This window comes from Burkholderia paludis (genome assembly GCF_000732615.1).
GTDB lineage: Bacteria > Pseudomonadota > Gammaproteobacteria > Burkholderiales > Burkholderiaceae > Burkholderia > Burkholderia paludis.
The window spans coordinates 1-20,894 of sequence record NZ_JPGL01000082.1 but is presented as its reverse complement, the minus strand read 5'-3'; the positions used below and the strand labels follow the sequence as shown (position 1 = coordinate 20,894).

Annotated in this window: 17 protein-coding genes; 11 read left to right on the top strand and 6 right to left on the bottom strand. The window is 69.9% G+C overall.

Annotation, left to right across the window (positions count from 1 at the left end):
- The first annotated feature begins 27 nt into the window (after positions 1-27).
- The gene (locus GQ56_RS0135130; RefSeq protein WP_031403096.1) at positions 28-1,008 is read left to right on the top strand and encodes a sulfonate ABC transporter substrate-binding protein; all 981 of its coding nucleotides are present in this window, start codon (positions 28-30) and stop codon (positions 1,006-1,008) included.
- 111 nt (positions 1,009-1,119) lie between these two features.
- On the opposite strand, the gene GQ56_RS0135125 is transcribed toward GQ56_RS0135130, so the two are convergent.
- Together GQ56_RS0135125 and GQ56_RS0135120 are read right to left on the bottom strand one after the other, a co-directional pair.
- On the bottom strand, positions 1,120-1,386 hold the full coding sequence (locus GQ56_RS0135125) for an SDR family oxidoreductase (RefSeq protein WP_031403095.1): 267 nt from the start codon (positions 1,384-1,386) through the stop codon (positions 1,120-1,122).
- Between the two features lie 9 nt (positions 1,387-1,395).
- Positions 1,396-2,829 carry a CoA transferase gene (locus tag GQ56_RS0135120; RefSeq protein WP_052007397.1) on the bottom strand — a complete coding sequence of 478 codons (1,434 nt, stop codon included), beginning with the start codon at positions 2,827-2,829 and terminating at the stop codon, positions 1,396-1,398.
- A 103-nt stretch (positions 2,830-2,932) separates the two neighbouring features.
- On the opposite strand from GQ56_RS0135120, the gene GQ56_RS0135115 reads away from it, so the two are divergent.
- Positions 2,933-4,228, top strand: a complete 1,296-nt coding sequence (locus GQ56_RS0135115; RefSeq protein ID WP_031403093.1) for a citrate synthase family protein — start codon at positions 2,933-2,935, stop codon at positions 4,226-4,228.
- 40 nt (positions 4,229-4,268) lie between these two features.
- On the opposite strand, the gene speB is transcribed toward GQ56_RS0135115, so the two are convergent.
- Complete coding sequence (gene speB, locus GQ56_RS0135110) at positions 4,269-5,237, bottom strand: agmatinase (protein WP_031403092.1); 969 nt, start codon at positions 5,235-5,237, stop codon at positions 4,269-4,271.
- Between the two features lie 388 nt (positions 5,238-5,625).
- On the opposite strand from speB, the gene GQ56_RS0135105 reads away from it, so the two are divergent.
- The 5 genes from GQ56_RS0135105 to GQ56_RS0135085 all read left to right on the top strand — a co-directional run bounded on the left by GQ56_RS0135105 (position 5,626) and on the right by GQ56_RS0135085 (position 10,905).
- Positions 5,626-6,297 (top strand): lysoplasmalogenase, encoded by a 672-nt coding sequence (locus tag GQ56_RS0135105; protein WP_031403091.1) that lies wholly within the window; start codon positions 5,626-5,628, stop codon positions 6,295-6,297.
- Between the two features lie 246 nt (positions 6,298-6,543).
- Complete coding sequence (locus GQ56_RS0135100; protein ID WP_031403090.1) at positions 6,544-8,124, top strand: flavin-containing monooxygenase; 1,581 nt, start codon at positions 6,544-6,546, stop codon at positions 8,122-8,124.
- 21 nt (positions 8,125-8,145) lie between these two features.
- On the top strand, positions 8,146-9,081 hold the full coding sequence (locus GQ56_RS0135095) for an SDR family NAD(P)-dependent oxidoreductase (RefSeq protein ID WP_031403089.1): 936 nt from the start codon (positions 8,146-8,148) through the stop codon (positions 9,079-9,081).
- Positions 9,078-9,983: a metal-dependent hydrolase gene (locus tag GQ56_RS0135090; RefSeq protein ID WP_031403088.1), complete on the top strand. Its 906-nt coding sequence runs from the start codon at positions 9,078-9,080 to the stop codon at positions 9,981-9,983. The genes GQ56_RS0135095 and GQ56_RS0135090 overlap by 4 nt, the downstream gene beginning before the upstream one ends.
- A 4-nt stretch (positions 9,984-9,987) precedes the next feature.
- Positions 9,988-10,905, top strand: coding sequence for an alpha/beta fold hydrolase (locus GQ56_RS0135085; protein WP_031403087.1), 918 nt, complete (start codon positions 9,988-9,990; stop codon positions 10,903-10,905).
- On the opposite strand, the gene GQ56_RS0135080 is transcribed toward GQ56_RS0135085, so the two are convergent.
- Positions 10,860-11,420, bottom strand: coding sequence for a putative glycolipid-binding domain-containing protein (locus GQ56_RS0135080; protein ID WP_031403086.1), 561 nt, complete (start codon positions 11,418-11,420; stop codon positions 10,860-10,862). The two genes, GQ56_RS0135085 and GQ56_RS0135080, sit on opposite strands and share 46 nt — an antisense overlap.
- Positions 11,421-11,689: 269 nt before the next feature.
- Here GQ56_RS0135080 and GQ56_RS0135075 point away from each other — a divergent pair, with 269 nt between their 5' ends.
- From GQ56_RS0135075 to GQ56_RS0135060, 4 genes are all read left to right on the top strand, one after another.
- Positions 11,690-12,583, top strand: a complete 894-nt coding sequence (locus tag GQ56_RS0135075; RefSeq protein ID WP_031403085.1) for an urea transporter — start codon at positions 11,690-11,692, stop codon at positions 12,581-12,583.
- Positions 12,558-13,334, top strand: a complete 777-nt coding sequence (locus GQ56_RS0135070) for a class II aldolase/adducin family protein (protein WP_031403084.1) — start codon at positions 12,558-12,560, stop codon at positions 13,332-13,334. The genes GQ56_RS0135075 and GQ56_RS0135070 overlap by 26 nt, the downstream gene beginning before the upstream one ends.
- Before the next feature lie 51 nt (positions 13,335-13,385).
- On the top strand, positions 13,386-13,574 hold the full coding sequence (locus tag GQ56_RS0135065) for a 4-oxalocrotonate tautomerase (protein WP_006487223.1): 189 nt from the start codon (positions 13,386-13,388) through the stop codon (positions 13,572-13,574).
- 190 nt (positions 13,575-13,764) lie between these two features.
- Positions 13,765-18,606: an NAD-glutamate dehydrogenase gene (locus tag GQ56_RS0135060; RefSeq protein WP_031403083.1), complete on the top strand. Its 4,842-nt coding sequence runs from the start codon at positions 13,765-13,767 to the stop codon at positions 18,604-18,606.
- 362 nt (positions 18,607-18,968) lie between these two features.
- On the opposite strand, the gene GQ56_RS0135050 is transcribed toward GQ56_RS0135060, so the two are convergent.
- A complete protein-coding gene (locus tag GQ56_RS0135050) occupies positions 18,969-19,799 on the bottom strand; it encodes an arylamine N-acetyltransferase family protein (protein ID WP_031403082.1) in 831 nt (276 codons plus the stop codon).
- A gap of 123 nt (positions 19,800-19,922) precedes the next feature.
- On the bottom strand, positions 19,923-20,609 hold the full coding sequence (locus GQ56_RS0135045) for a hypothetical protein (protein WP_031403081.1): 687 nt from the start codon (positions 20,607-20,609) through the stop codon (positions 19,923-19,925).
- Positions 20,610-20,894 lie beyond the last annotated feature (285 nt).

The window sequence follows — 20,894 nt, the reverse complement described above, 5'->3', positions numbered from 1 at the left end:
GAAGACGTTTCGCATGGAGTTCGATCGATGACTCGTTTCACCCGCTGGATCACCCGCACCGCCGCCGTCACGCTTGTTGCGCTTGCCGCAACGTCGGCCTTCGCGCAAGGCGCCGCCGACAAGGTCGTGCGTATCGGCTATCAGAAGGCCGGCCTGCTGTCGATCGTCAGGGCGCAGGGTTCGCTCGAGGCGCGGCTCAAGCCGCTCGGCTACAACGTGCAGTGGTTCGAATTCCCGGCCGGCCCGCAACTGCTCGAAGCGCTGAACGCGAACAGCATCGACTTCGGTTATACGGGCGCGCCGCCGCCGGTGTTCGCGCAGGCGGCCGGCGTGCGCTTCGTGTACGTCGGCGCGGAACCGCCGGCGCCGCACAACGAAGCGGTGTTCGTGAAGGCCGATTCGCCGGTCCGCTCGCTCGCCGACCTGCGCGGCAAGAAGGTCGCGCTGCAGAAGGGTTCCAGCGCGAACTACCTGCTGCTCGAAGCGCTGAAGAAGGCCGGCGTGCGCTACGACGAGATCCGCCCCGTGTACCTGCCGCCCGCCGACGCGCGCGCCGCGTTCGAGAGCGGCAACGTCGACGCGTGGGCCGTCTGGGATCCGTACTACGCAGCCGCGCAAAGCTCGCTGAAGATCCGCACGCTGTCCGACTACACGGGCCTCACGCCCGCGAACAATTTCTACGAGGCGACCCGGGATTTCGCGGAACAGCACGCCGACCTGGTCGGCGCGATCCTGAAGCAGGCCCGCGAAACGGGCCTGTGGGTGAACGGGCATCCGGCCGAAACCGCCGCGCTGATCGCACCGAAGGTCGGCCTGCCGCTGCCGCTCGTCGAGGCCTGGATCAAGCGCGTGCCGTTCGGCGCGGTGCCCATCGACGAGAAGATCGTCGCGGTCCAGCAGGGTGTCGCCGATGCGTTCCATGCCGCGAAGCTGATTCCGCAGAAGCTGAACGTGGCGGACAACGCGTGGAGCGACAAGCGCGTGGCTTCGGCGCTGGCGGCCAAGTAACGCGCGGCGCGCACCTGCTCCGGACGGAGCCGGCGAGCGTCCTGCCCGCCGGCTTTTCCCGCACGCGCCACACATTCGCGGAACGCGCGGCGCGCAGCCCTCGCGCCGCCGCTAACGCCCCCGCTCCGCACCGCCATTGACCTGAACGATCTGCGCGGTCACGTGCCGCGCGGCGGGCGACGCCAGCCAGCCTATGGTGTCGGCGATATCGGCGGGCGTGGCCGCCCGGCCGTTCATCGCCTCGGCCTTCTTCGCGTCGCGCTGCGCGTCCGCGCGCCGTCCGACGATGACGACCTGCGCCTGGCGCCGGGCGAAATACGTTGCCGTGGCCAGGCCGATTCCGGTCCCGCCGCCACTCACCACCACCACCTGATTCATCGCGCCTCCTCAAAGCCGCTCGTTCGACGGCAACCACTCGGGTTCGAATGCGCCCAGTGCGCGGGCCGAATGGAACCAACGCAGCGGCGCGCCATCGATCCGCACGGGAGAATGCAGCCGGGTCGCGGGCCCCCACGACGTCGGCTCGACAGGCTCCGCGCGATCCTGCGGGCCTTCGGCCGCCAGCGCGACCACTTCGCCGATGGGCGACGACCGCCGTTCCAGCACGGCCGCCGTGCGCGCCAGCGACGCGCGGACTTCGGTGCCGACGCCTTCCCGCATGCGCGTCGTCAGCCCGCGAATGGCGGCCGTCGCCATCAGGTAGCCCGTCGCATGATCGACGGCCTGGACGGGCAGGTTCAGCGGTTCGTCACGCCCCGCGGCGCGCATGCCCGCCTCGGCGATCCCCGTGCTCATTTGAATGAGGGTGTCGAAGCCGCGCCGGCAACGCCACGCGCCGGTCCAGCCGTACGCGTCGAGCGACACGTCGATCAGCGCGGGATTCAGCGCGCGCCGTTGCGCGGCGTCGAGACCGAGGCGCGCCAGCGCATCCGCCCGGTAACCGTGGACGACGATATCCGCGTCGCGCAGCAACTGCCTGAGCGTATCGAGATCCCCGGCCTCCTTCAGGTTCAGCCGCGCGCACCGCTTGCCGAGGACGACTTCGGGCACGACGCCCGGCTCCTCCCAGCCGTACGGATCGATGCGCAGCACGTCGGCGCCCAGGCCCGCGAGAAATCGCGTCGCCACGGGGCCGGCGAGAATGCGCGTCAGATCGAGCACGCGAATGCCGCGCAACGGCCGGTCCCCCGCCGGCCGCCACGCATGCGCGACGCCGTCGGTCGCGGCATGGACGTGCAGCAGCGGTTCGGTGGCGACCGCCTTGCCCTGCGGATGCCCGGCCCATTCCTGCGCCGAGTACATCGCGGCGGCACACCCGCCGCGTTCGACGATCGCCGTTTCGAGCGCACCGGCGTCCCAGCGGCTCACCGCTTGCGCGACCGATTGCGCGTCGGCGGCGCAGTCCAGCACGGACAACGCGGCCAGCCGGTGATGCGGCGCATTGGTGTGCAGCCTGATCCAGCGATCGCGCGCCCGATAGTTGCCGGCCACCGGATCCCATAGAGGCGGCATCGTCCAGCCCTGCGGCCGCAGCGACGTGCCGAACCACAGCGACGCCATGCGCCGGTCGACCCGAACCGCCGGCAACGTTCCGGACGACGCATGCAGCAATTCGGCCACCGCCGTTCCCGCCGCACCGATCGCCGCGGCGGCCAGGTCGGTGACGTGAAACGCGGAGATCAGCTCTCCCGATCCGCTGAAACCGCATGCGTCGAGGTACGCCTCGGGCCCGCCCGCCGCCAGCCAGAAATCCCGCAGATGGCGCGCCACCCGATCTTCACCGGCCGTGGCCGGCTCCCGCGACAATCGATCGACCGACATGTTTGCCTCGCACGAATTAGGTGCGGCAAAGATCGTCTCGCTCGCCTTTATTGTCAACGTTGATTATCCTGATCAACCTGTCGAACGACTCCCTCCGCGCACGATGTCGAACTACCTGAATTCGACCGAAGCCGCCGCCCGGCTCGGCGTCTCGCGGCAAACCCTTTATGCGTATGTCAGCCGCGGCCTGCTGCGTGCGGAACCCGGCGGCAGCCAGCGCGAAAGCCGCTACCTCGCGGCCGACGTCGACCGGCTCGCGGGCCAGCGCGCACGGGGCCGCAAGCCGAAGGAAGTCGCGAAGGCCGCGCTGCACTGGGGCGCTCCCGTGCTCGAATCGGGCATCACGCTGATCGACGGCGGCCGGCTGTTCTATCGCGGGGTGGATGCGCTCGATCTCGCGGCCCGGGCGAGCCTCGAGGAAGTGGCCGCGCTGCTGTGGCGCTGCGACGAAGGCGCCGCGTTCGGCCGTCGCGTGCCCGCTACGCCCGCGGTGCTACGCACGCTGTTCCGGCACTACGCCGGCCAGCGCGCCGAACAGGCGCTGCTGCCGCTCTTCGCGGTCGCAAGCGAGGACGCGCCCACGGCGATCTGGCAACAGGCGGCCGATCGCCAGGCGCAGGGCTGCGGCGACCTGGTCCGCATCCTCGCCGCATGCCTGCTGCGCACCCGGATCGATACGGCGCCCATCCATGTGCAATGCGCGCGGGCCTGGGGCGTGGGGCCCGCGGGCGCCGAGCTGATCAGGATGGCGCTCGTGCTGTGCGCGGACCACGAACTGAACGCATCGAGCTTCACGGGCCGATGCATCGCCTCGACGAACGCCAGCGTGCGGGCCGTCGTGGTCGGCGGCCTCGCCGGCCTGTCGGGCGAGCGGCACGGCGCCACCACCGCGCGCGTCGAAGCGCTGTGGGACGAACTCGGCAGTAAGGATATCGAACAGAAAATGCGCGAGCGGCTCGCCAGGGGGGACGGCTTGCCGGGCTTCGGACATTCGCTCTACCCCGACGGCGACGTGCGCGCGACGTACCTGTTGTCGCGCATGCTGCCGCGTCATCCTCAGTGGAAACGGATGATCGATGCCGGAAGCGCGCTGGTCGGCCAGAAGCCGTCAGTGGATCTCGCGCTGGCGGCGTTGCGTCGGCACTTGCGCCTTCCCGTCGGCGCCGCGTTCGGCCTGTTCGCACTGGGCCGCTCGATCGGCTGGATCGCGCACGGGCTGGAGCAGCGCGAGCAGGCCGATCTCATCAGGCCGCGCGCGGTCTATACGGGTGCGCGCCCCGAAGGCAACGACGCCGGGCCGGGTCGCCCGCAGCCGCGCGGACGATCCGGCAAGCGGCAGACATCGCCGCGTGCGGCGCCGGACGACGACATGCTCACCGCTTTTTTCAGGCGTCGATAGCATTCCAGACGATGCCGGCACGCGGCACGCGCGAGCCCGCTTACTTCCGCGCCCCCGCCACTTTCCTCTGCCGCCACAGGCACAGCAGGTCGCACGCGACATGCGCGGCGGCGATCGCCGTGATGTCCGCGTGGTCGTACGCGGGCGCGACCTCGACCACGTCCGCGCCGACCAGGTTCACCGCGCCGAGCGCGCGCACGATCGCGAGCGCCTGCGCGGACGACAACCCGCCCGCCACCGGCGTCCCCGTACCCGGCGCGAACGCCGGATCGAGGCAGTCGATATCGAACGTCAGATACGCGGGCCGCGCGCCGACGATATCGACGATCCGCTCGACCGCCGCGCGCGCGCCGTGGTCGTGCACCCACGCCGCGTCCAGCCGCTCGATGCCGAGAAAATCGTCGTTCCACGTCCGGATGCCCACCTGCACCGACGTCGCGGGATCGATCAGCCCTTCCTTCACCGCCTTGTAGAACATCGTGCCGTGATTGAGGCTGTCCGGATCGTCGTCGGCCCATGTGTCGCAATGCGCGTCGAAATGGATCAGCGACAGCGGCCTGCCGTAGCGCTCCGCGTGCGCGACCAGCAGCGGATACGTGATGTAGTGGTCGCCGCCGAGCGTCAGCATCTTCGCGCCCGAGCGCAGGATCGTGCGCGCATGCTCGACGATCGCGGGCTTGATCGTCAGCGGGTTGTGCGCGTCGAACCAGCAATCGCCGTAATCGACGGCCGCGAGATCGTCGAACGGGTTGAAACCCCACGGATACGGGTTGAGCTCGGCGAGCTGCACGCTCGCCGCGCGAATCGCGGCCGGGCCGAGCCGCGCGCCGGAGCGGTAGGTCGTCGCGAGATCGAGCGGCACGCCGGAGATCGCGACATCGACGCCGTCGAGCGCGCGCGAATAATTGCGACGCATGAACGACAGCACGCCCGCATAGGTGTTTTCGATCGAGGAGCCGTATGGCGTCGTGCGACGGATCGCGCCGTCGCCGTGAAGCAGTTCGGTCATGTCGAACCTGTATTCGTTGGGGAGCCGGCCCGCCGCCGCGCCGGATGCGCGGGCCGGACCGGCACGGATTCATTGAATACGCGGCGGCACGCCGTGACCGGGCGCGGCCGCCGCGCCGGCCTGCGAACCCTGTAGCGCGGCCGGGCGGAACAACGTCGATACGCGGCGATGATAGCAAGCCGAAATGGCGGCGTTGCCCCGGTTCGGCCGGGGCAGACGCATCGGCAACGCCCGCCCGCAACGCACCGCCGCGCCCGGGGCGCGAACGCGCGCTAGAAGGATTCGCCGGTTTCCGCGCGCCCTTTCTTCCGGATAATGGCCGCAGCCGCGCCGCCGACGGCGCGCCGTCAGCCGCAGAACACACGACAACAATCCGGAGACACCCGCCTTGATCGCCACGCATCCCGCTCCCTACCGCCGGCTCTGGCCGCTCGCCGTCGTCGCCGCGCTGCTGTACGGGCTCTCGCTCGCCGCGGCGCCCTATCCCGGCCAGGCCGCCGCAAAAGCCGCGATGGGCATCCTGCTGCTCGCGGCGGGCAGCGCCTGCGGCGCGGCGCGCGAACGCACGTGGCTGTGCGCGGCGCTCGTGACGGCGGTGCTCGGCGACGTGCTGCTCGCGCTGCCCGACTGGCCGCTGTCGTTCGTCCTCGGCCTCGGCGCGTTCCTGCTCACGCACCTGTGCTACTGCGCGATCTTCATGCGCTGGCGCGCGCGGCCGCACGGCTGGCGCGTCGTCGCGCTCGTCGGGCTGTGGATCGCCGCGCCGGCGTTCTATCTGGCCTTCCTGCCGCACCTCGGCCCGCTGCTCGCGCCGGTCGCCGTCTACATGCTCGTGCTGTGCGCGATGGCGAGCTTCGCGCTCGCGGCCCGCACGCGCGGCCCGCTGGTGGCCGTCGGCAGCCTGATCTTCGTCGGCTCCGACACGCTGATCGGCGTCGGCCGCTTCCTCGGCGGCTTTCCCGGTATCGACTACCTGATCTGGGGCCTCTATGCGCTCGCCCAGGTCACGATCGTCGCCGGGGTTTTCCATGAGACCGCTGCCCAGGCGATCCGTCCCTGATACCGTTTCAAACAGGCCGCCGCGCGCCGGCGGCCTGGTCCGCTCCCGCTCTCGCCCTGTAGACGGCCCTTCCCGCGCATCCCGCGATGCGGAAACCGGCCCGTTCCAAACCCCGCTCAGCCTTTCCCCGCCTGGCTTCCGGCCCTTAGAGCACCGCTTCTAGCCTCTTGCGGTTTCCGGGTTCACCCACTATCGTTACATCAACCAATGTAACATTAAAAAATGAGCCAAATCGGAGACACCCGGATGAATGCTCGCACGTTGCCTTTCGGTCCGCCCGGCCACGACGGCCTGGACGAAACCATCGACATCGCCATCATCGGCACCGGCTTCGCCGGCCTCGGGATGGCGATCCGCCTGCGTCAGACAGGCGTGACCGACTTCGTCGTCCTGGAGAAGGCCGCGTCGGTCGGCGGCACGTGGCGCGACAATCATTACCCCGGGTGTGCATGCGACGTGCAATCGCACGTCTACTCGTTCTCGTTCGCGCCGAACCCGCGCTGGACGCGCATGTTCGCGCCGCAACCGGAGATCCGCGCCTACCTGGAAGACTGCGTGCAGCGCTTCGGGATCGGCGCGCACCTGCGCCTGAACCACGAACTGCAGCGCGCCGAGTACGACGAGGCCGCGCAGCGCTGGCGCCTCACGTTCGCGAACGGCAAGCGGCTGTCCGCGCGCGTGCTGGTGTCGGGGATGGGCGGCCTGTCGCGCGCCGCGCTGCCGTCGATTCCCGGCGTCGAGCATTTCAAGGGCCGCGCGTTCCATTCCCAGCAGTGGGATCACGACTACGCGCTCGAAGGCAAGCGCGTCGCGGTGATCGGCACCGGTGCGAGCGCGATCCAGTTCGTGCCGCAGATCGCGCCCCGCGTGAAGACGCTCGCGCTGTTCCAGCGCACGCCGCCGTGGATCATGCCGAAGCCCGACCGCAACCTGACCGGGCTCGAGAAATGGCTGTTCCGCACGCTGCCGTTCACGCAGAAGGTCGTGCGCAGCAGCATCTACTGGATGCTCGAATCGCGCGTGCTCGGCTTCGCGATCCATCCTTCGCTGATGAAGAACGTGCAGAAGCTCGCGCTGCGCCACATCCGCAAGCAGATTCCGGATCCGGAACTGCGCCGGGCCGTCACGCCGGACTACACGCTCGGCTGCAAGCGCGTGCTGATCTCGAACGACTACTACCCCGCGCTGTCGCGCAAGAACGTCGACGTGATCACCACCGGCATCGACCATATCGAGGCCGACGCGGTCGTGACGACCGACGGCCGGCGTCATGAAGTCGACTGCCTGATCTACGGCACCGGCTTCCAGGTCGCCGATCCGTTCCCGCGCGGCGCGATCGTCGGGCGCGGCGGGCTCGACATCGTCGACGCCTGGCGCGACGGCGCACACGCGTATCTCGGCTCGACGCTGCCCGGCTACCCGAACCTCTTCATGATCGTCGGCCCGAACACGGGCCTCGGCCACAACTCGATGGTGTTCATGATCGAGTCGCAGATCGAATACATCCTCGGTGCGCTGCGGGCGATGCGCCGCGAGCGCGCGGATGCGATCGAGGTGCGCCCGCTCGTCGAGGCGCAGTTCAACAGCGACCTGCAGGGCAAGCTGAAAAAGGCGATCTGGTCGACGGGCGGCTGCAAGAGCTGGTACCTCGATCCGCGCACCGGCAAGAACACGACGCTGTGGCCGGGCTTCACGTGGCGTTTCCGCCAGGCGACCGCGCATTTCTCGATCGCCGATTACCACGCGTATCGCGCCCCGCACGACACGGCCGCGCGGCCCGTCGCCGCGCCCGCCGCTTCCGCCTCCACTTCCGCCGAAGCGGCCTGAGCCAGACAAGGAGCAACCGACATGAGAGATTTCGCCAACAAGGTCGCCGCGATCACGGGCGCGGGCTCGGGCATGGGCCGCTCGCTCGCGATCCAGCTCGCGCAGGCCGGCTGCCACGTATCGCTCGCCGACAAGAACGGCGTCGGTCTGGCGGAAACCGAACGGATCGTCCGCGCGATCGCGCCGAACGTGCGCGTGTCGACGCGCGTGCTCGACGTCGGCGACCGCGACGTGATGTTCGCGTGGGCCGACGAGACCGCGCGGGAACACGGCAAGGTCAACCTGATCTTCAACAACGCGGGCGTCGCGCTGTCGAGCACGATCGAGGGGATGGAATACAGCGATCTCGAGTGGATCGTGAACATCAACTTCTGGGGCGTCGTGCACGGCACGAAGGCGTTCCTGCCGCACCTGAAAGCCTCGGGCGAAGGCCACGTGATCAACACGTCGAGCATCTTCGGGATCTTCGCGCAGCCGGGCATGAGCGGCTACAACGCGACCAAGTTCGCGGTGCGCGGCTTCACCGAATCGCTGCGCCAGGAACTCGACATGATGAAGTGCGGCGTGTCGGCCACCTGCGTGCATCCGGGCGGCATCCGCACGAACATCGCGCAATCGAGCCGCGTCGCGAAGAACATGGTCGGCTTCATCGTCGAGAGCGAACAGCAGGGCAAGGACAGCTTCGAGAAGTTCTTCATCACGACCGCCGACGACGCCGCGCGCACGATCCTCGCCGGCGTGCGCAGGAACAAGCGCCGCGTGCTGATCGGCCGCGACGCGAAGGGGGCGGACTGGATGGCGCGCATCCTGCCGGCCGCGTACCAGGCGCTCGTCGTGCTCGCGACGCGCCGCGAGGCCGCGAAGGCCCGCCGCCACGCCGCGCGCGGCACGCCGGCGCCCGCCCCGCTGCACGCCACCTACAACAATGCAGGCAACCAGGGAGGAGAACAATCGTGACGACCCCCAACATGATGCCCGTGCGGCGCGACATCCGTTTCGCGCTGCCCCCCGAACGCGCGCGCGACTGGCACGTGCAGGGCGTGCCGGTCACGCACTTCATGAACGCGCTGTCGCTGCTGTTCCCGGCCGGCGAACGCTTCTTCATGGATTCGGTGCGCAACTACCGCGACCGGATCGAGGACCCCGAACTGAAGAAGCAGGTGCTCGGCTTCATCGGGCAGGAAGCGATGCACACCCGCGAGCACATCGAATACAACGACCTGCTGCAGGCGTCGGGCCTGCCCGCGCACAAGCTCGACAAGCGCCTCTGGACGATCCTCGGCTGGTTCAAGAAGGTGCTGCCGCACTCGATGCAGCTCGCGATCACGATCGCGCTCGAGCACTACACGGCGATCCTCGCGAACCAGCTGCTGTCGGGTCACGAGCACCGCATCGACGGATCGGTGGAAGGCTACCAGCAGATGTGGATGTGGCACGCGATGGAGGAAACCGAGCACAAGGCGGTGTCGTACGACGTATGGACCACCGTGATGAAGCCGGGTCTCGGCAGCTACCTGCTGCGCACGGGCACGATGCTGACGACGACCGTGTTCTTCTGGCTGATCGTGTTCGACTTCCACGTGCGCCTCATGCGCGCGCACCGTCGCGAACACGGCCGGTTCGGCGGCATGTGGCGCCTCGTGAAGTACCTGTACGGCCCGAAGCACGGGGTGTTCCCGAGCATCGCGCGCGAATGGCTCGACTACTTCCGCCCGGGCTTCCACCCGTGGGATCACGACAACCACCAGTACCTGCAGGGGCTCGACACGCTGCTCGCGAACATCGACGCGACCAACGCGCGCTATGCGGCGCAGGCGGCCCCGCGCCGCGTGCCGCTGCACCCGGTTGCGCAGGCATGACGCCATGACGCGCCCCCACGCGATGCTGACCGTCCCGTCCGGCGACGTGAAACTCGCCGTCTACGTCAGCGGGCCGCGTCGCGCGCCGCCGCTGATCCTCGTGCACGGCTACCCCGATTCGGCGGCCGTGTGGGCGCCGATCCGCGCGCGGCTCGCGAAGCGCTACCGCGTGATCGCCTACGACGTGCGCGGCGCCGGCGCGTCCGACGCGCCGCGCCGCCGCGCCGACTACACGCTCGCGCGCCTCGCCGACGACCTGAAGGCGGTGGCCGACGCGACCTGCGGCGACCAGCCGTTCCACCTCGTCGGCCACGACTGGGGCTCGATCCAGTGCTGGGAAGCCGTGACCGACCCCGCGTTCCGCGGCCGGATCGCGTCGTACACGTCGATCTCCGGCCCGTGCCTCGATCACGTGTTTCGCGCGAAGATGCGGCTCAGGCAGAGCCTGAAGTCGTGGTACATCGCGTTCTTCCACCTGCCGCTCGTGCCGTCGCTGGTGTGGCGTCTCGGCGGCGCGGCCTTGTGGCCGCGCTGGCTGCAGCTCACCGAACGCGTGCGCGCCGAGCGCGATCCCGTACAACTGAAGAATGCGCTGAACGGCATGCAGCTCTACCGCGCGAACTTCCTCGCGCGGGCGCGCAAGCCGCGCGAGCGATACGCGCAGGCGCCGGTGCAGTTGCTGGTGCCGGTGCGCGATCGCTACGTGACGCCCGAGATGTCGGTCGACCTCGACCGCTGGCTCGGCGAGCACGTGCGCGAGGAAATCGACGGCACGCACTGGATCGTGCTGCGCCACCCCGACCTGATCGCGGCGCGGATCGACCGCTTCGCGTCCGCGCACGCGCGGCCGGCCGCCGCCCCCGCCGCGGCCCGGGTTCAGCCTTCCGTCGGCGCGGGCAGGCGTCTGAACAGCGTCTCGTAATCGACGACGAGCCCGTCGTCGTCGATATCCATCTCGGCCGTGAAATCGCGGAAGATCCCTTCGTAGCGGTAGCGCCGGCCCGGCTCGATGCACGTGTAGGCCTGCCTGACCGGCGCGACCTTCAGGTCCGGCGTCGAGATGTACACGACGTCGATCGGCCGCCGCTCCCCGCGCGCGAGCCCGAGGCGGCCGATCGGCAGCGAATTCGTGAACGGCGTCGCCGCGATGTCGATGTCGATGCAGCCGTCGAGCTCCGGCAGCGCGAGGCCCGCGCCGTCGCGCCAGTGGCCGGCGCCGTCGCCGCGCAGTTCGAGCGTGCCGCCGCCCATCACCTTGAGCACCGCACGCGTCACGCGCCAGTGCGGATCGCACTCGACGCGATACGCGAGCCCGTATCCGCGGCCGTATCGCTGGCCGACCACCGCGCTTTCGACGACGATCCCGTCGCCGCTCCGGTCGAACGTCAGATGTTCGACTCCGTCGCCCTCGAGCGACGCCCACCGCACTTCACGCATCGTTTCGTCTCCTGGTTGCCCCGATGCGGGGCATCGTCGCACAGATTGCCGAACGAAACGGCTGACCGGCGCACACTGGCGCGAAAAGACCGGCGATCGGGCCGATTCGGAGATCTAACCGGCCAGGCGCCGGCAACGCCGACGCGGCCTCCCGCATCCGCATGCCCCCATCCGGCGCACCGGAGACAAATCCCGACTATCCAGGATTCCCTATTCCGGTGCATGGTTTTGTGTCCTATGCTCGCGGCTCGTCCTGTTTCGTCGCCGCCATGCCTACCGCCCGCTCCGCCCCGCCGTCCGTCGACCTGCGCATCCTGCTGCGCGGCCTCGGGCAGATCGTCCTGCAGGCGAATGCACTCACCGGCGCGCTGCTGCTCGCCGCGCTGGCGCTGACCGACCTGCGGCTCGCGAGCGCGGCGCTGGTCGGCTCCGCCGCCGCCAGCATGACCGCCGTGCTGACCGGCGCCGAACGCCGCGACGTCGAACAGGGGTTGCACGGCTTCAACGGCGCGCTCGCCGCGCTGATCGTCGTGCTGTACGCGCCCGCCGCGCTCACCGCCGTCGTGCTGGTCGTGCCGGCCGCGATCGGCGCGGCTCTGGTGCAGCGCGCGATGCGGGGGCCGCTCGCCCATTGGCGCCAATGCCCGTATTCGAGCCCCTGCCTCGCCGTCACCGCGCTGTGGCTGCCGTTTGTCGCGCTGCAGCATGCCGGCGGCGTGACGGCCGGGCCCGAGCTGACGCCGGCTGCCGCGGCCGACGCGCTGCTGTCGGGCGTCGCGCAGACCACCTTCGCGCAAGGCGCATGGGCCGGCGCGCTGATCGTCGCGGGCATCGCCGCCGCATCGCGCCGCGCGGCCGCGATCGCGCTTGGCGGCGCGCTCGTGTCGACCGTGCTGCTGGTCGCGCTCGGCGCGAACGACCCGTCGTTCGCCGGCGGGCTGCTCGGCTTCAACGGCGCGCTCGCCGCACTCGCGCTGAGTGCGCGCGGCCCGCGCGCGGCGTTCACGGCCGCCGCGCTCGCCGCCCTGATCCAGTGGCTCGCGACGCGCGCGGGCATCCCCGCGTTCACGGCCCCGTTCGCGCTCGCGTCGTGGCTAACCGTCGCCGTCGCGCGCCGCTTCACCCTCGGAGAACCCGATGTCGTCATTCGCACACCGTCCTGACACCGTGAAACCCGGCGGCCTGGTCTCGGACGCCGAGCGCCGGCTGCGCGTCGATCTCGCCGCCGCCTATCGGCTCGTCGCGCTGAACGGCTGGGACGACCTGATCTACACGCACCTCTCCGCGACCGTGCCCGGCGAGCCCGGCCACTTTCTGATCAACCCGTTCGGTCTCGCGTTCGACGAGGTCCGCGCATCGAACCTCGTGAAGATCGACCTGGCCGGCAACCGCATCGGCGACGGCGACCATGCGGTGAACGTGACGGGCTTCGCGCTGCACGCGGCCATTCACGCCGCCCGCGCCGACGCCGTGTGCGTGATGCATCTGCACAATACCGCCGGCATCGCCGTGTCGATCCAGCGCGACGGCTTGCTGCCCGCGTCGCAGCACGCGCTGCGGTTTCACGGCGACCTCGCGTACCACGACTACGAAGCGCTCGCGTTCTCGCCGGCCGAAGGCGCGCGGCTGACGGCGAGCCTCGGCGCGCAATCCGCGATGCTGCTGCGCAACCACGGTACGCTGACGGTCGGCCGCACCGTGGCCGAAGCCTATGTGCTGATGGATACGCTGATCAAGGCGTGCGACATCCAGATCCGCGCGCAGGCAGGCGGCGGGCCCCTCGTGCTGCCCGAGCCCGCCGTCGCGCGGCGCACGGCCGAACAACTGCGCGACGGGGGCGCGATCGAAGGCGAACTGGAATGGCCGGCGCTGCTGCGCCGGCTCGACCGGCTCGATCCGTCCTATCGCGACTGACGCCGCGATCCACCTCCCGCCGAATCCTTCAACCCCAACCGGAGCATTGCCATGCCGACTTTCAATATCCAGCTGTTCGAAGGCCGCACCGTCGACCAGAAGCGCGCCTTCGTCGAGGCCATCACGCGCGTCACGTGCGAGACGCTCGGCTGCGCGCCGGGCTCGGTCGACATCATTCTCACCGACGTAAAGAAGGAGAACTGGGCGACGGCCGGCAAGCTGTGGAGCGACGAGCGCTGAACGCCCCGGGCGGCGTCGCCGCGACGCCCCCGGCCCTGCGCCGGGGCATGCGCCGCGGCGCCCGCGACAGGCGCTGCATACGGGCTCGCCGTGCCGCCCTCGTGGTGCCCCGCACATCGCTTTGTCGCGCAATCGGCGCATAATGCCCGACAGACGCAGCAGCCGATGGCCACCCGACGAGGAGACCGCCATGGAAGCGAAGAACGAGGAAGTCGTCGCACACCTGCTCTCCGACGTCGTCGAATTCGCACGCGGGCGTCTGCCCGAAACCACGTTCCGGATCGTCGAACCGTTCCTGCGTCACTACTACGATTTCGTCGACGCCGACGATCTGCAGGACCGCAGCATCGCCGATCTCTACGGCGCCGCGATGGCGCACTGGCAAACCGCCCAGAAATTCGTCCCCGGCAGCGAACGGCTGCGCGTGTACAACCCGATCCTCGAACAGCACGGCTGGCACTCCGACCATACGGTGATCGAGATCGTCAACGACGACATGCCGTTCCTCGTCGACTCGGTGACGATGGCCGTCAACCGTCTCGGGCTCGCGCTGCATTCGGCGCTGCACCCGGTGTTCCGCATCTGGCGCGGCGCGGGCGGCGGCATCGAGCGCGTCGACGCGGGCGGCGCGACGCCCGGCGACGGCCAGTCGCGGCTTGCCTCGTTCATCCATTTCGAAGTCGACCGCTGCGGCGACGCCGCGCTGCTCGACACGCTGCGCGACGACATCGCGCGCGTGCTCGGCGACGTGCGCGCCTCGGTGGAAGACTGGCCGGGCATCGTCGAGATCGCCCGCGCGACGATCAAGGAGATGAAGGCGCGCGAATCGAGCGCGGAAGACCTCGAGGCGCGCGCGTTCCTCGAATGGATGACCGCCGATCACTTCACGTTCCTCGGCCAGCGCGACTACGCGCTGGTATCGGACGGCACGGGCTTCGGCCTGCGCGGCATCGAGGGCTCGGGCCTCGGCATCCTGCGCGAATCGCTGCGCACGTCGGGCGCGCCCGACGTCACGCCGCTGCCGCCGGCCGCCGCCGCAATCATCACCGGCGCGTGGCCGATCTTCCTGACCAAGGCGAATTCGCGCGCGACCGTGCACCGGCCCGGCTACCTCGACTACGTCGGCGTGAAACTCGTCGGCGCGGACGGCAAGGTCACCGGCGAGCGCCGCTTCATCGGGCTCTACACGTCGACGGCCTATTTCGGCTCGTATGCGGATATCCCGATCGTGCGCCGCAAATGCGCGAACATCGTGCAGCGCGCGGGCTTCCTGCCGAAGGGGCATCTCGGCAAGTCGCTCGTGACGGTGCTCGAAACCTATCCGCGCGACGAGCTGTTCCAGGCCGACGAAGACCAGCTCTACGATATCGCGCTCGGCATCCTGCGGCTGCAGGAACACCAGCGCACCCGGCTGTTCGTGCGGCGCGACCGGTTCGACCGCTTCGTGTCGTGCCTCGTGTTCGTGCCGCGCGACAAGTACAACACCGACCTGCGCCGGCGCATCGCGAAGCTGCTGGTCGACGCATACAACGGCGTGAACGTCGAATTCACGCCGCTGCTGTCGGAATCGGCGATCGCGCGCATTCATTTCGTGGTCCATGCGGAACCGGGCACGATGCCCGACGTCGACACGCGCGAGCTCGAAACGCGGCTCGTGCAGGTGACGCGCCGCTGGCAGGACGATCTCGCCGGCGCGCTGCTCGACACCTTCGGCGAGGAGCAGGGCAACCGCCTGCTGCAGCGCTACGCCGACTCGTTCCCGGCCGGCTATCGCGACGACTATCCGGCGCGCACCGCCGTGCGCGACATCGAGCTGATCGAGCGCGTGAAGGCGTCGGGCCAGCTCGCGATGAACCTGTACCGGCCGATCGAGGCCGAGCCCCGCGCATTCCGCTTCAAGGTGTATCGCGCGGGCGACCCGATCGCGCTGTCGCGCAGCCTGCCGATGCTCGAACACCTCGGCGTGCGCGTCGACGAGGAGCGGCCCTACCGGATCCAGACGCAGGACGCCACCCATGCGTGGGTGCACGACTTCGGCCTCGAACTCGCCGACGATACCGAATTCGACATCGAGCGCGTGAAGGACCTGTTCGAGGATGCGTTCGACCGGATCTGGAGCGGCCGGATCGAGAACGACGACTTCAACCGGCTCGTGCTGCGCGCGCAGCTGAGCGCGCGCGAAGTGACGATCCTGCGCGCCTATGCGAAGTATCTACGGCAGGTCGGCTCGACCTTCAGCGACGCGTATATCGAACGTGCGCTGACCGGCAACCCGGCGATCGCGCGGCAGCTCGTCGCGCTGTTCCTGCTGCGCTTCGACCCGGCCACCGGCGACACGCGCGACGTGCAGGCCGAGCGGCTGCTGAAGGCCATCGAGGGCGCGCTCGACCAGGTGCCGAACCTCGACGAGGACCGCATCCTGCGGCAGTTCCTCGGCGTGATCAGCGCGACCGAGCGCACGAACTACTTCCTGCTCGATGCGAACGGCGAATCGAAGCCCTACCTGTCGTTCAAGTTCGACCCGGCGAAAGTGCCGGGCCTGCCCGAACCGAAGCCGATGTTCGAGATCTGGGTGTACTCGCCGCGCGTCGAGGGCGTGCACCTGCGCGGCGGGCGCGTCGCACGCGGCGGCCTGCGCTGGTCGGACCGGCGCGAGGATTTCCGCACCGAGGTGCTCGGACTGATGAAGGCGCAGATGGTAAAGAACGTCGTGATCGTGCCGGTCGGCTCGAAAGGCGGCTTCGTCGTGAAGAACCCGCCGCCGCCGAGCGATCGCGAAGCGTGGATGCGCGAAGGCATCGCGTGCTACCAGACCTTCCTGCGCGGCCTGCTCGACCTGACCGACAACCTGGCCGGCAACACGATCGTGCCGCCGCCCGGCGTGGTCCGCCACGACCCCGACGATCCGTACCTGGTCGTCGCCGCCGACAAGGGCACGGCCACCTTCTCCGACTACGCGAACGCGATCTCGCGCGAATACGGCTTCTGGCTCGACGACGCGTTCGCGTCCGGCGGCTCGGTCGGCTACGACCACAAGAAGATGGCGATCACCGCGCGCGGCGCGTGGGAATCGGTGAAGCGGCACTTCCGCGAAATGGGCATCGATACGCAGACGACCGATTTCACCGTGGTCGGCGTCGGCGACATGTCGGGCGACGTGTTCGGCAACGGCATGCTGCTGTCGCCGCATATCCGGCTCGTCGCCGCGTTCGATCACCGGCACGTGTTCCTCGATCCGAACCCCGATCCCGCGACGAGCTTCGCGGAGCGCGAGCGCCTGTTCGCGCTCGAACGCTCGAGCTGGGCCGACTACGATCCGGCCGCGATCTCGGCGGGCGGCGGCGTGTATCCGCGCACCGCGAAGACGATTCCGCTGTCGCCGGCCGTGCAGGCCGCGCTCGGCATCGACGCGCATGCGCTGCCGCCGACCGAGCTGATCCGCGCGATCCTGCAGGCGCCGGTCGACCTGCTGTACAACGGCGGCATCGGCACCTACGTGAAGGCCGCGCGCGAAACCCACCTTCAGGTCGGCGACCGCGCGAACGACGCGGTGCGCGTAAACGGCGCGGAGCTGCGCTGCAAGGTCGTCGGCGAAGGCGGCAACCTGGGCTGCACGCAGTTCGGCCGCATCGAGTTCGCGCAGCGCGGCGGCCGCATCAACACCGACGCGATCGACAACTCGGCGGGCGTCGATTGTTCGGATCACGAAGTCAACATCAAGATCCTGCTCGGGCTCGTCGTCTCCGACGGCGAGATGACCGAGAAGCAGCGCAACGCGCTGCTCGCGGAGATGACCGACGAAGTCGGGCTGCTCGTGCTGCGCGACAACTACTACCAGACGCAGGCGCTGTCGATCGCCGGCCGCCATTCGGTCGCGCTGCTCGATACCGAGGCGCGCCTGATGCGCTGGCTCGAACGCGCGGGCCGCCTGAACCGCGTGATCGAATTCCTGCCGACCGACGACGAGCTGGCCGAGCGCCAGGCCGCGAAGCTCGGCCTCACGTCGCCGGAACGCGCGGTGCTGCTCGCGTACAGCAAGATGTGGCTGTACGACGCGCTGCTCGAATCCGACGTGCCGGAGGATCCGCTGGTGGCCGCGATGCTCGTCGACTACTTCCCGACGCCGCTGCAGCAGCGCTTCAGCGAACCGATGCGCCGCCATCCGCTGCGCCGCGAGATACTCGCGACGCACCTGACCAACGCGCTCGTGAACCGCGTCGGCTGCGCGTTCGTGCACCGGCTGATGGAGGAGACCGATGCGCGACCGGGCGACATCGTGCGCGCCTGCATCATGGCGCGCGACGTGTTCGACCTCGATGCGGTGTGGCGCGACATCGACGCGCTCGACAACCGCGTCGCCGACGACGTGCAGGCGCGCATGTTCGTCGACGTCGCCCAACTGCTGGAGCGCGCGGCGCTGTGGTTCCTGCGGCACCTGCAATCCGGCGCGGCGGCCGACGGCGGCGTCGCCGGGCTGATCGCGCGCTGCCGCGAAGCGGCGCAGCGGCTCGCGCCGCAACTGCCGTCGCTGCTGCCGGCCGACGATCTCGACGCGCTGTCCGGGCGGCAGCGCGTGCTGGTCGACGCCGGCGTCGACGGCGCGCTCGCGCTGCGCGTCGCGAGCGGCGACCTCTCGGCCGCGCTGCTCGACATCGCCGAGGTGGCCGCGACCTGCAACCGCAGCCTCGAACTCGTCGCTGGCGTGTATTTCTCGCTCGGCACGCTGCTCAATTACGGATGGATCGGCGAACGCGCGGCGACACTGCCGACGCCCACGCACTGGGACATGCTGGCGCGCGCGGCCGCGCTCGCCGAAGTCGCGCGCCTGAAGCGCACGCTCACGACGAGCGCGCTCGCGGAATCGCCTGATTCGACGGCGCCGGACACGATCGTCGGCGCGTGGCGCGCGCGCCGCGAAACCGCGCTGGACCGCTACGCGCACCTGCTCGCGGACCTGCGCGCATCGGGCGGCGCAAGCCTCGCGGTGCTGCTGGTGGTCGTGCGGGAAATGGCCGTGCTCGAACGCGCGTGACGGCGACGGTTCGGACCGCCGCGGCCGGCGGCGCTTCCGCGTGGTTCGGCGGTCGCAGGCCGTTGGTGCGATCGGCGAAATAGCGGCGCGTCAGTTCGCGCCGCCGGCGTCGGCCCGGCTTGCGCGAAGCCGCGCCTCGCGCGCAAGCGCCACGACCGCTTCGCGCCGACATCCATCGGCGTCAACCGCAACCGGTCGGGCATGCCGAAGCCGCGCTCGATCGGGCCGCGCCGTTTGCAGGCCTGTCGCGCGAGCGGATCGACTTCGAAGACGGTCATGCACAACGCCAAGCCGGGCCGGCACGGCGTGAAGCTGCACCGCCCGCACGCGGGCCGTGCTCCACCGTCGCGCGTACGTCCGCGCTAGGTCGCGGCGCGCGCGGCCAGCCGCGCAAACAGCGCGTCGAGGTCGAATCCCGTCGTGTCGACGCCGATCGTATCGCGCAGGCACGCGCCCCACGCGGCCACATCGTCGAACGTGACGGCGCGCCCGGCGCCCGTCGCATCGCGAATCGTCAGCGTGGTGTTGCGCAACGCGGCGCGGCCGTCGGGCAGCACGCGGCACGCGATCAGGTTGTGCAGGAAGATCGATTGGGGATACGTCGACGTGAACCAGTTCGCGGCGTCGTAATCGATCCATTCGGCCCGCTTCGGCTGGAAGCGGTAGGTGGTCTGCCAGCCGTCGGGCGTCTCGAGCTGCACGTCGAATTCGCCGTCGACCGGCGCGGCGGCGATGCGGAACGTGCCGTGCGGCGTCGCTTGCGGCTCGTCCGGCACGAAACGCAGCGGCGCGGTCAGCGTCGCGCTGCCGAAGCCGATGTCCGCGAGCCACGCCGCGCCGTCGAGGTCGACCCGCAGCAGCATGTGCGTATGCGCGGACGTCGCTTCCGGCGGCAGCATCCAGCGCACGCGCGCGATCAGCGGCGTCACGCGAAAGCCGATCGTCGTGAGCGCGGCGTAGAACAGCTTGTTGAGTTCGAAACAATAGCCGCCGCGGCGATGCGCGAGCACCTTGTCGACGATTGCGGGCAGGTCGAGCGCGACGCGCGCACCGGTCAGCGGGTTGAGGTTTTCGAACGGAATCGCCTGCGGGTGCAGCAGATGCAGCCGGCGCAGCACGTCGAGCGTGGGCTCGGCCGGGCCGTCGTAGCCGATGCGGGAGAAATAGCGCGAGAGGTCGAACGAGTCAGTCATGAACCTGCACCGAAATAAGGGACACGCCACGATAGCATCGCGCGCCGCCCCCATGTTGCACGGGGTGAAGGTTGGGCGTCGCGCGCGATGCCGGCGGCCCGCCGCGCACGGCTTCGCGTGACGTTACGGCAGCAGCTTCAGCGCGGACGACGCGACCGACGGCACCGGAATACCCTGGCTCGTCGCGAACTGCACGGCCTGACTAAGCGTTGTCGCGAGCGACTGCAACTGGCCCGGCGCGCTTTGCGCGATATACGACGCGGCCTGCACGTTCTGCGCCGTCAGGCCCGACTGCAGCAGCGACGCCGCGCGGGCCGAGCCGAGCTCGCCGAGCCCCGGCTGCAGTTGCGAATACTGCGTGAGCCCCTGCCCGAGCGACGCGAGGCCGTCGCTGAACGCCTGCCGGTCGATCGGGCCGTGGGTCGCCCCGCCGCTCGCGAACGCCTGGCCGAGCGCCTGCGACACCGATTGCTGCGCGCCGCCCATCTGCGACAGCGCCGCCGGCGTCAGCGCGGCGCCGCCGCCGAGCTCGCTCTCGGCCTGCTGCGCCTGCCCGGCGGCGCCGGTGAGCCCCATCGCCGACGCGAGCGACGACTGGCCGGCCAGCACCTGGCGGTTCGCGCCGACGTACGCCTGCAGCAGTTGCGCGACGCCGCCCTGCCCGGACGCCGCCTGCTGCTGCCCGCCGTCGAGCAGCGCCGCGCCGACCGAGCGCAGGTCGAACTGCGCGTGCGCGGCGCCGCTCGCCAGGAGGCCGAGCGCGATGCCTGCCGAGGCCAGGTACCGGCCCGTCGCGCGAATCTGCTTCATGTGTTTCCCTCGTGCCCGGTTGATTGAGGCAGATATTGTCGAAGCGCGTCGCGCGCCGCGGCAACGACTGAAACACATCGAAACGAAATCGCGCCTCGCGGCCGCTTGCCATTCGGCGGCCGGCGGGCGCGGGCGGGCGGATTCGGTCATGCATGCGCGGCGATATGCCGGAATCCGCCCGAATTCGTTCCCAAATAGCGTCAATCTCGACAGACACAGGCCCACGCAGTACAGCTCGGCCGGAAATCACCGCCGGCCGTCGCGCGCCGGGGCCGGGGCCGGGGC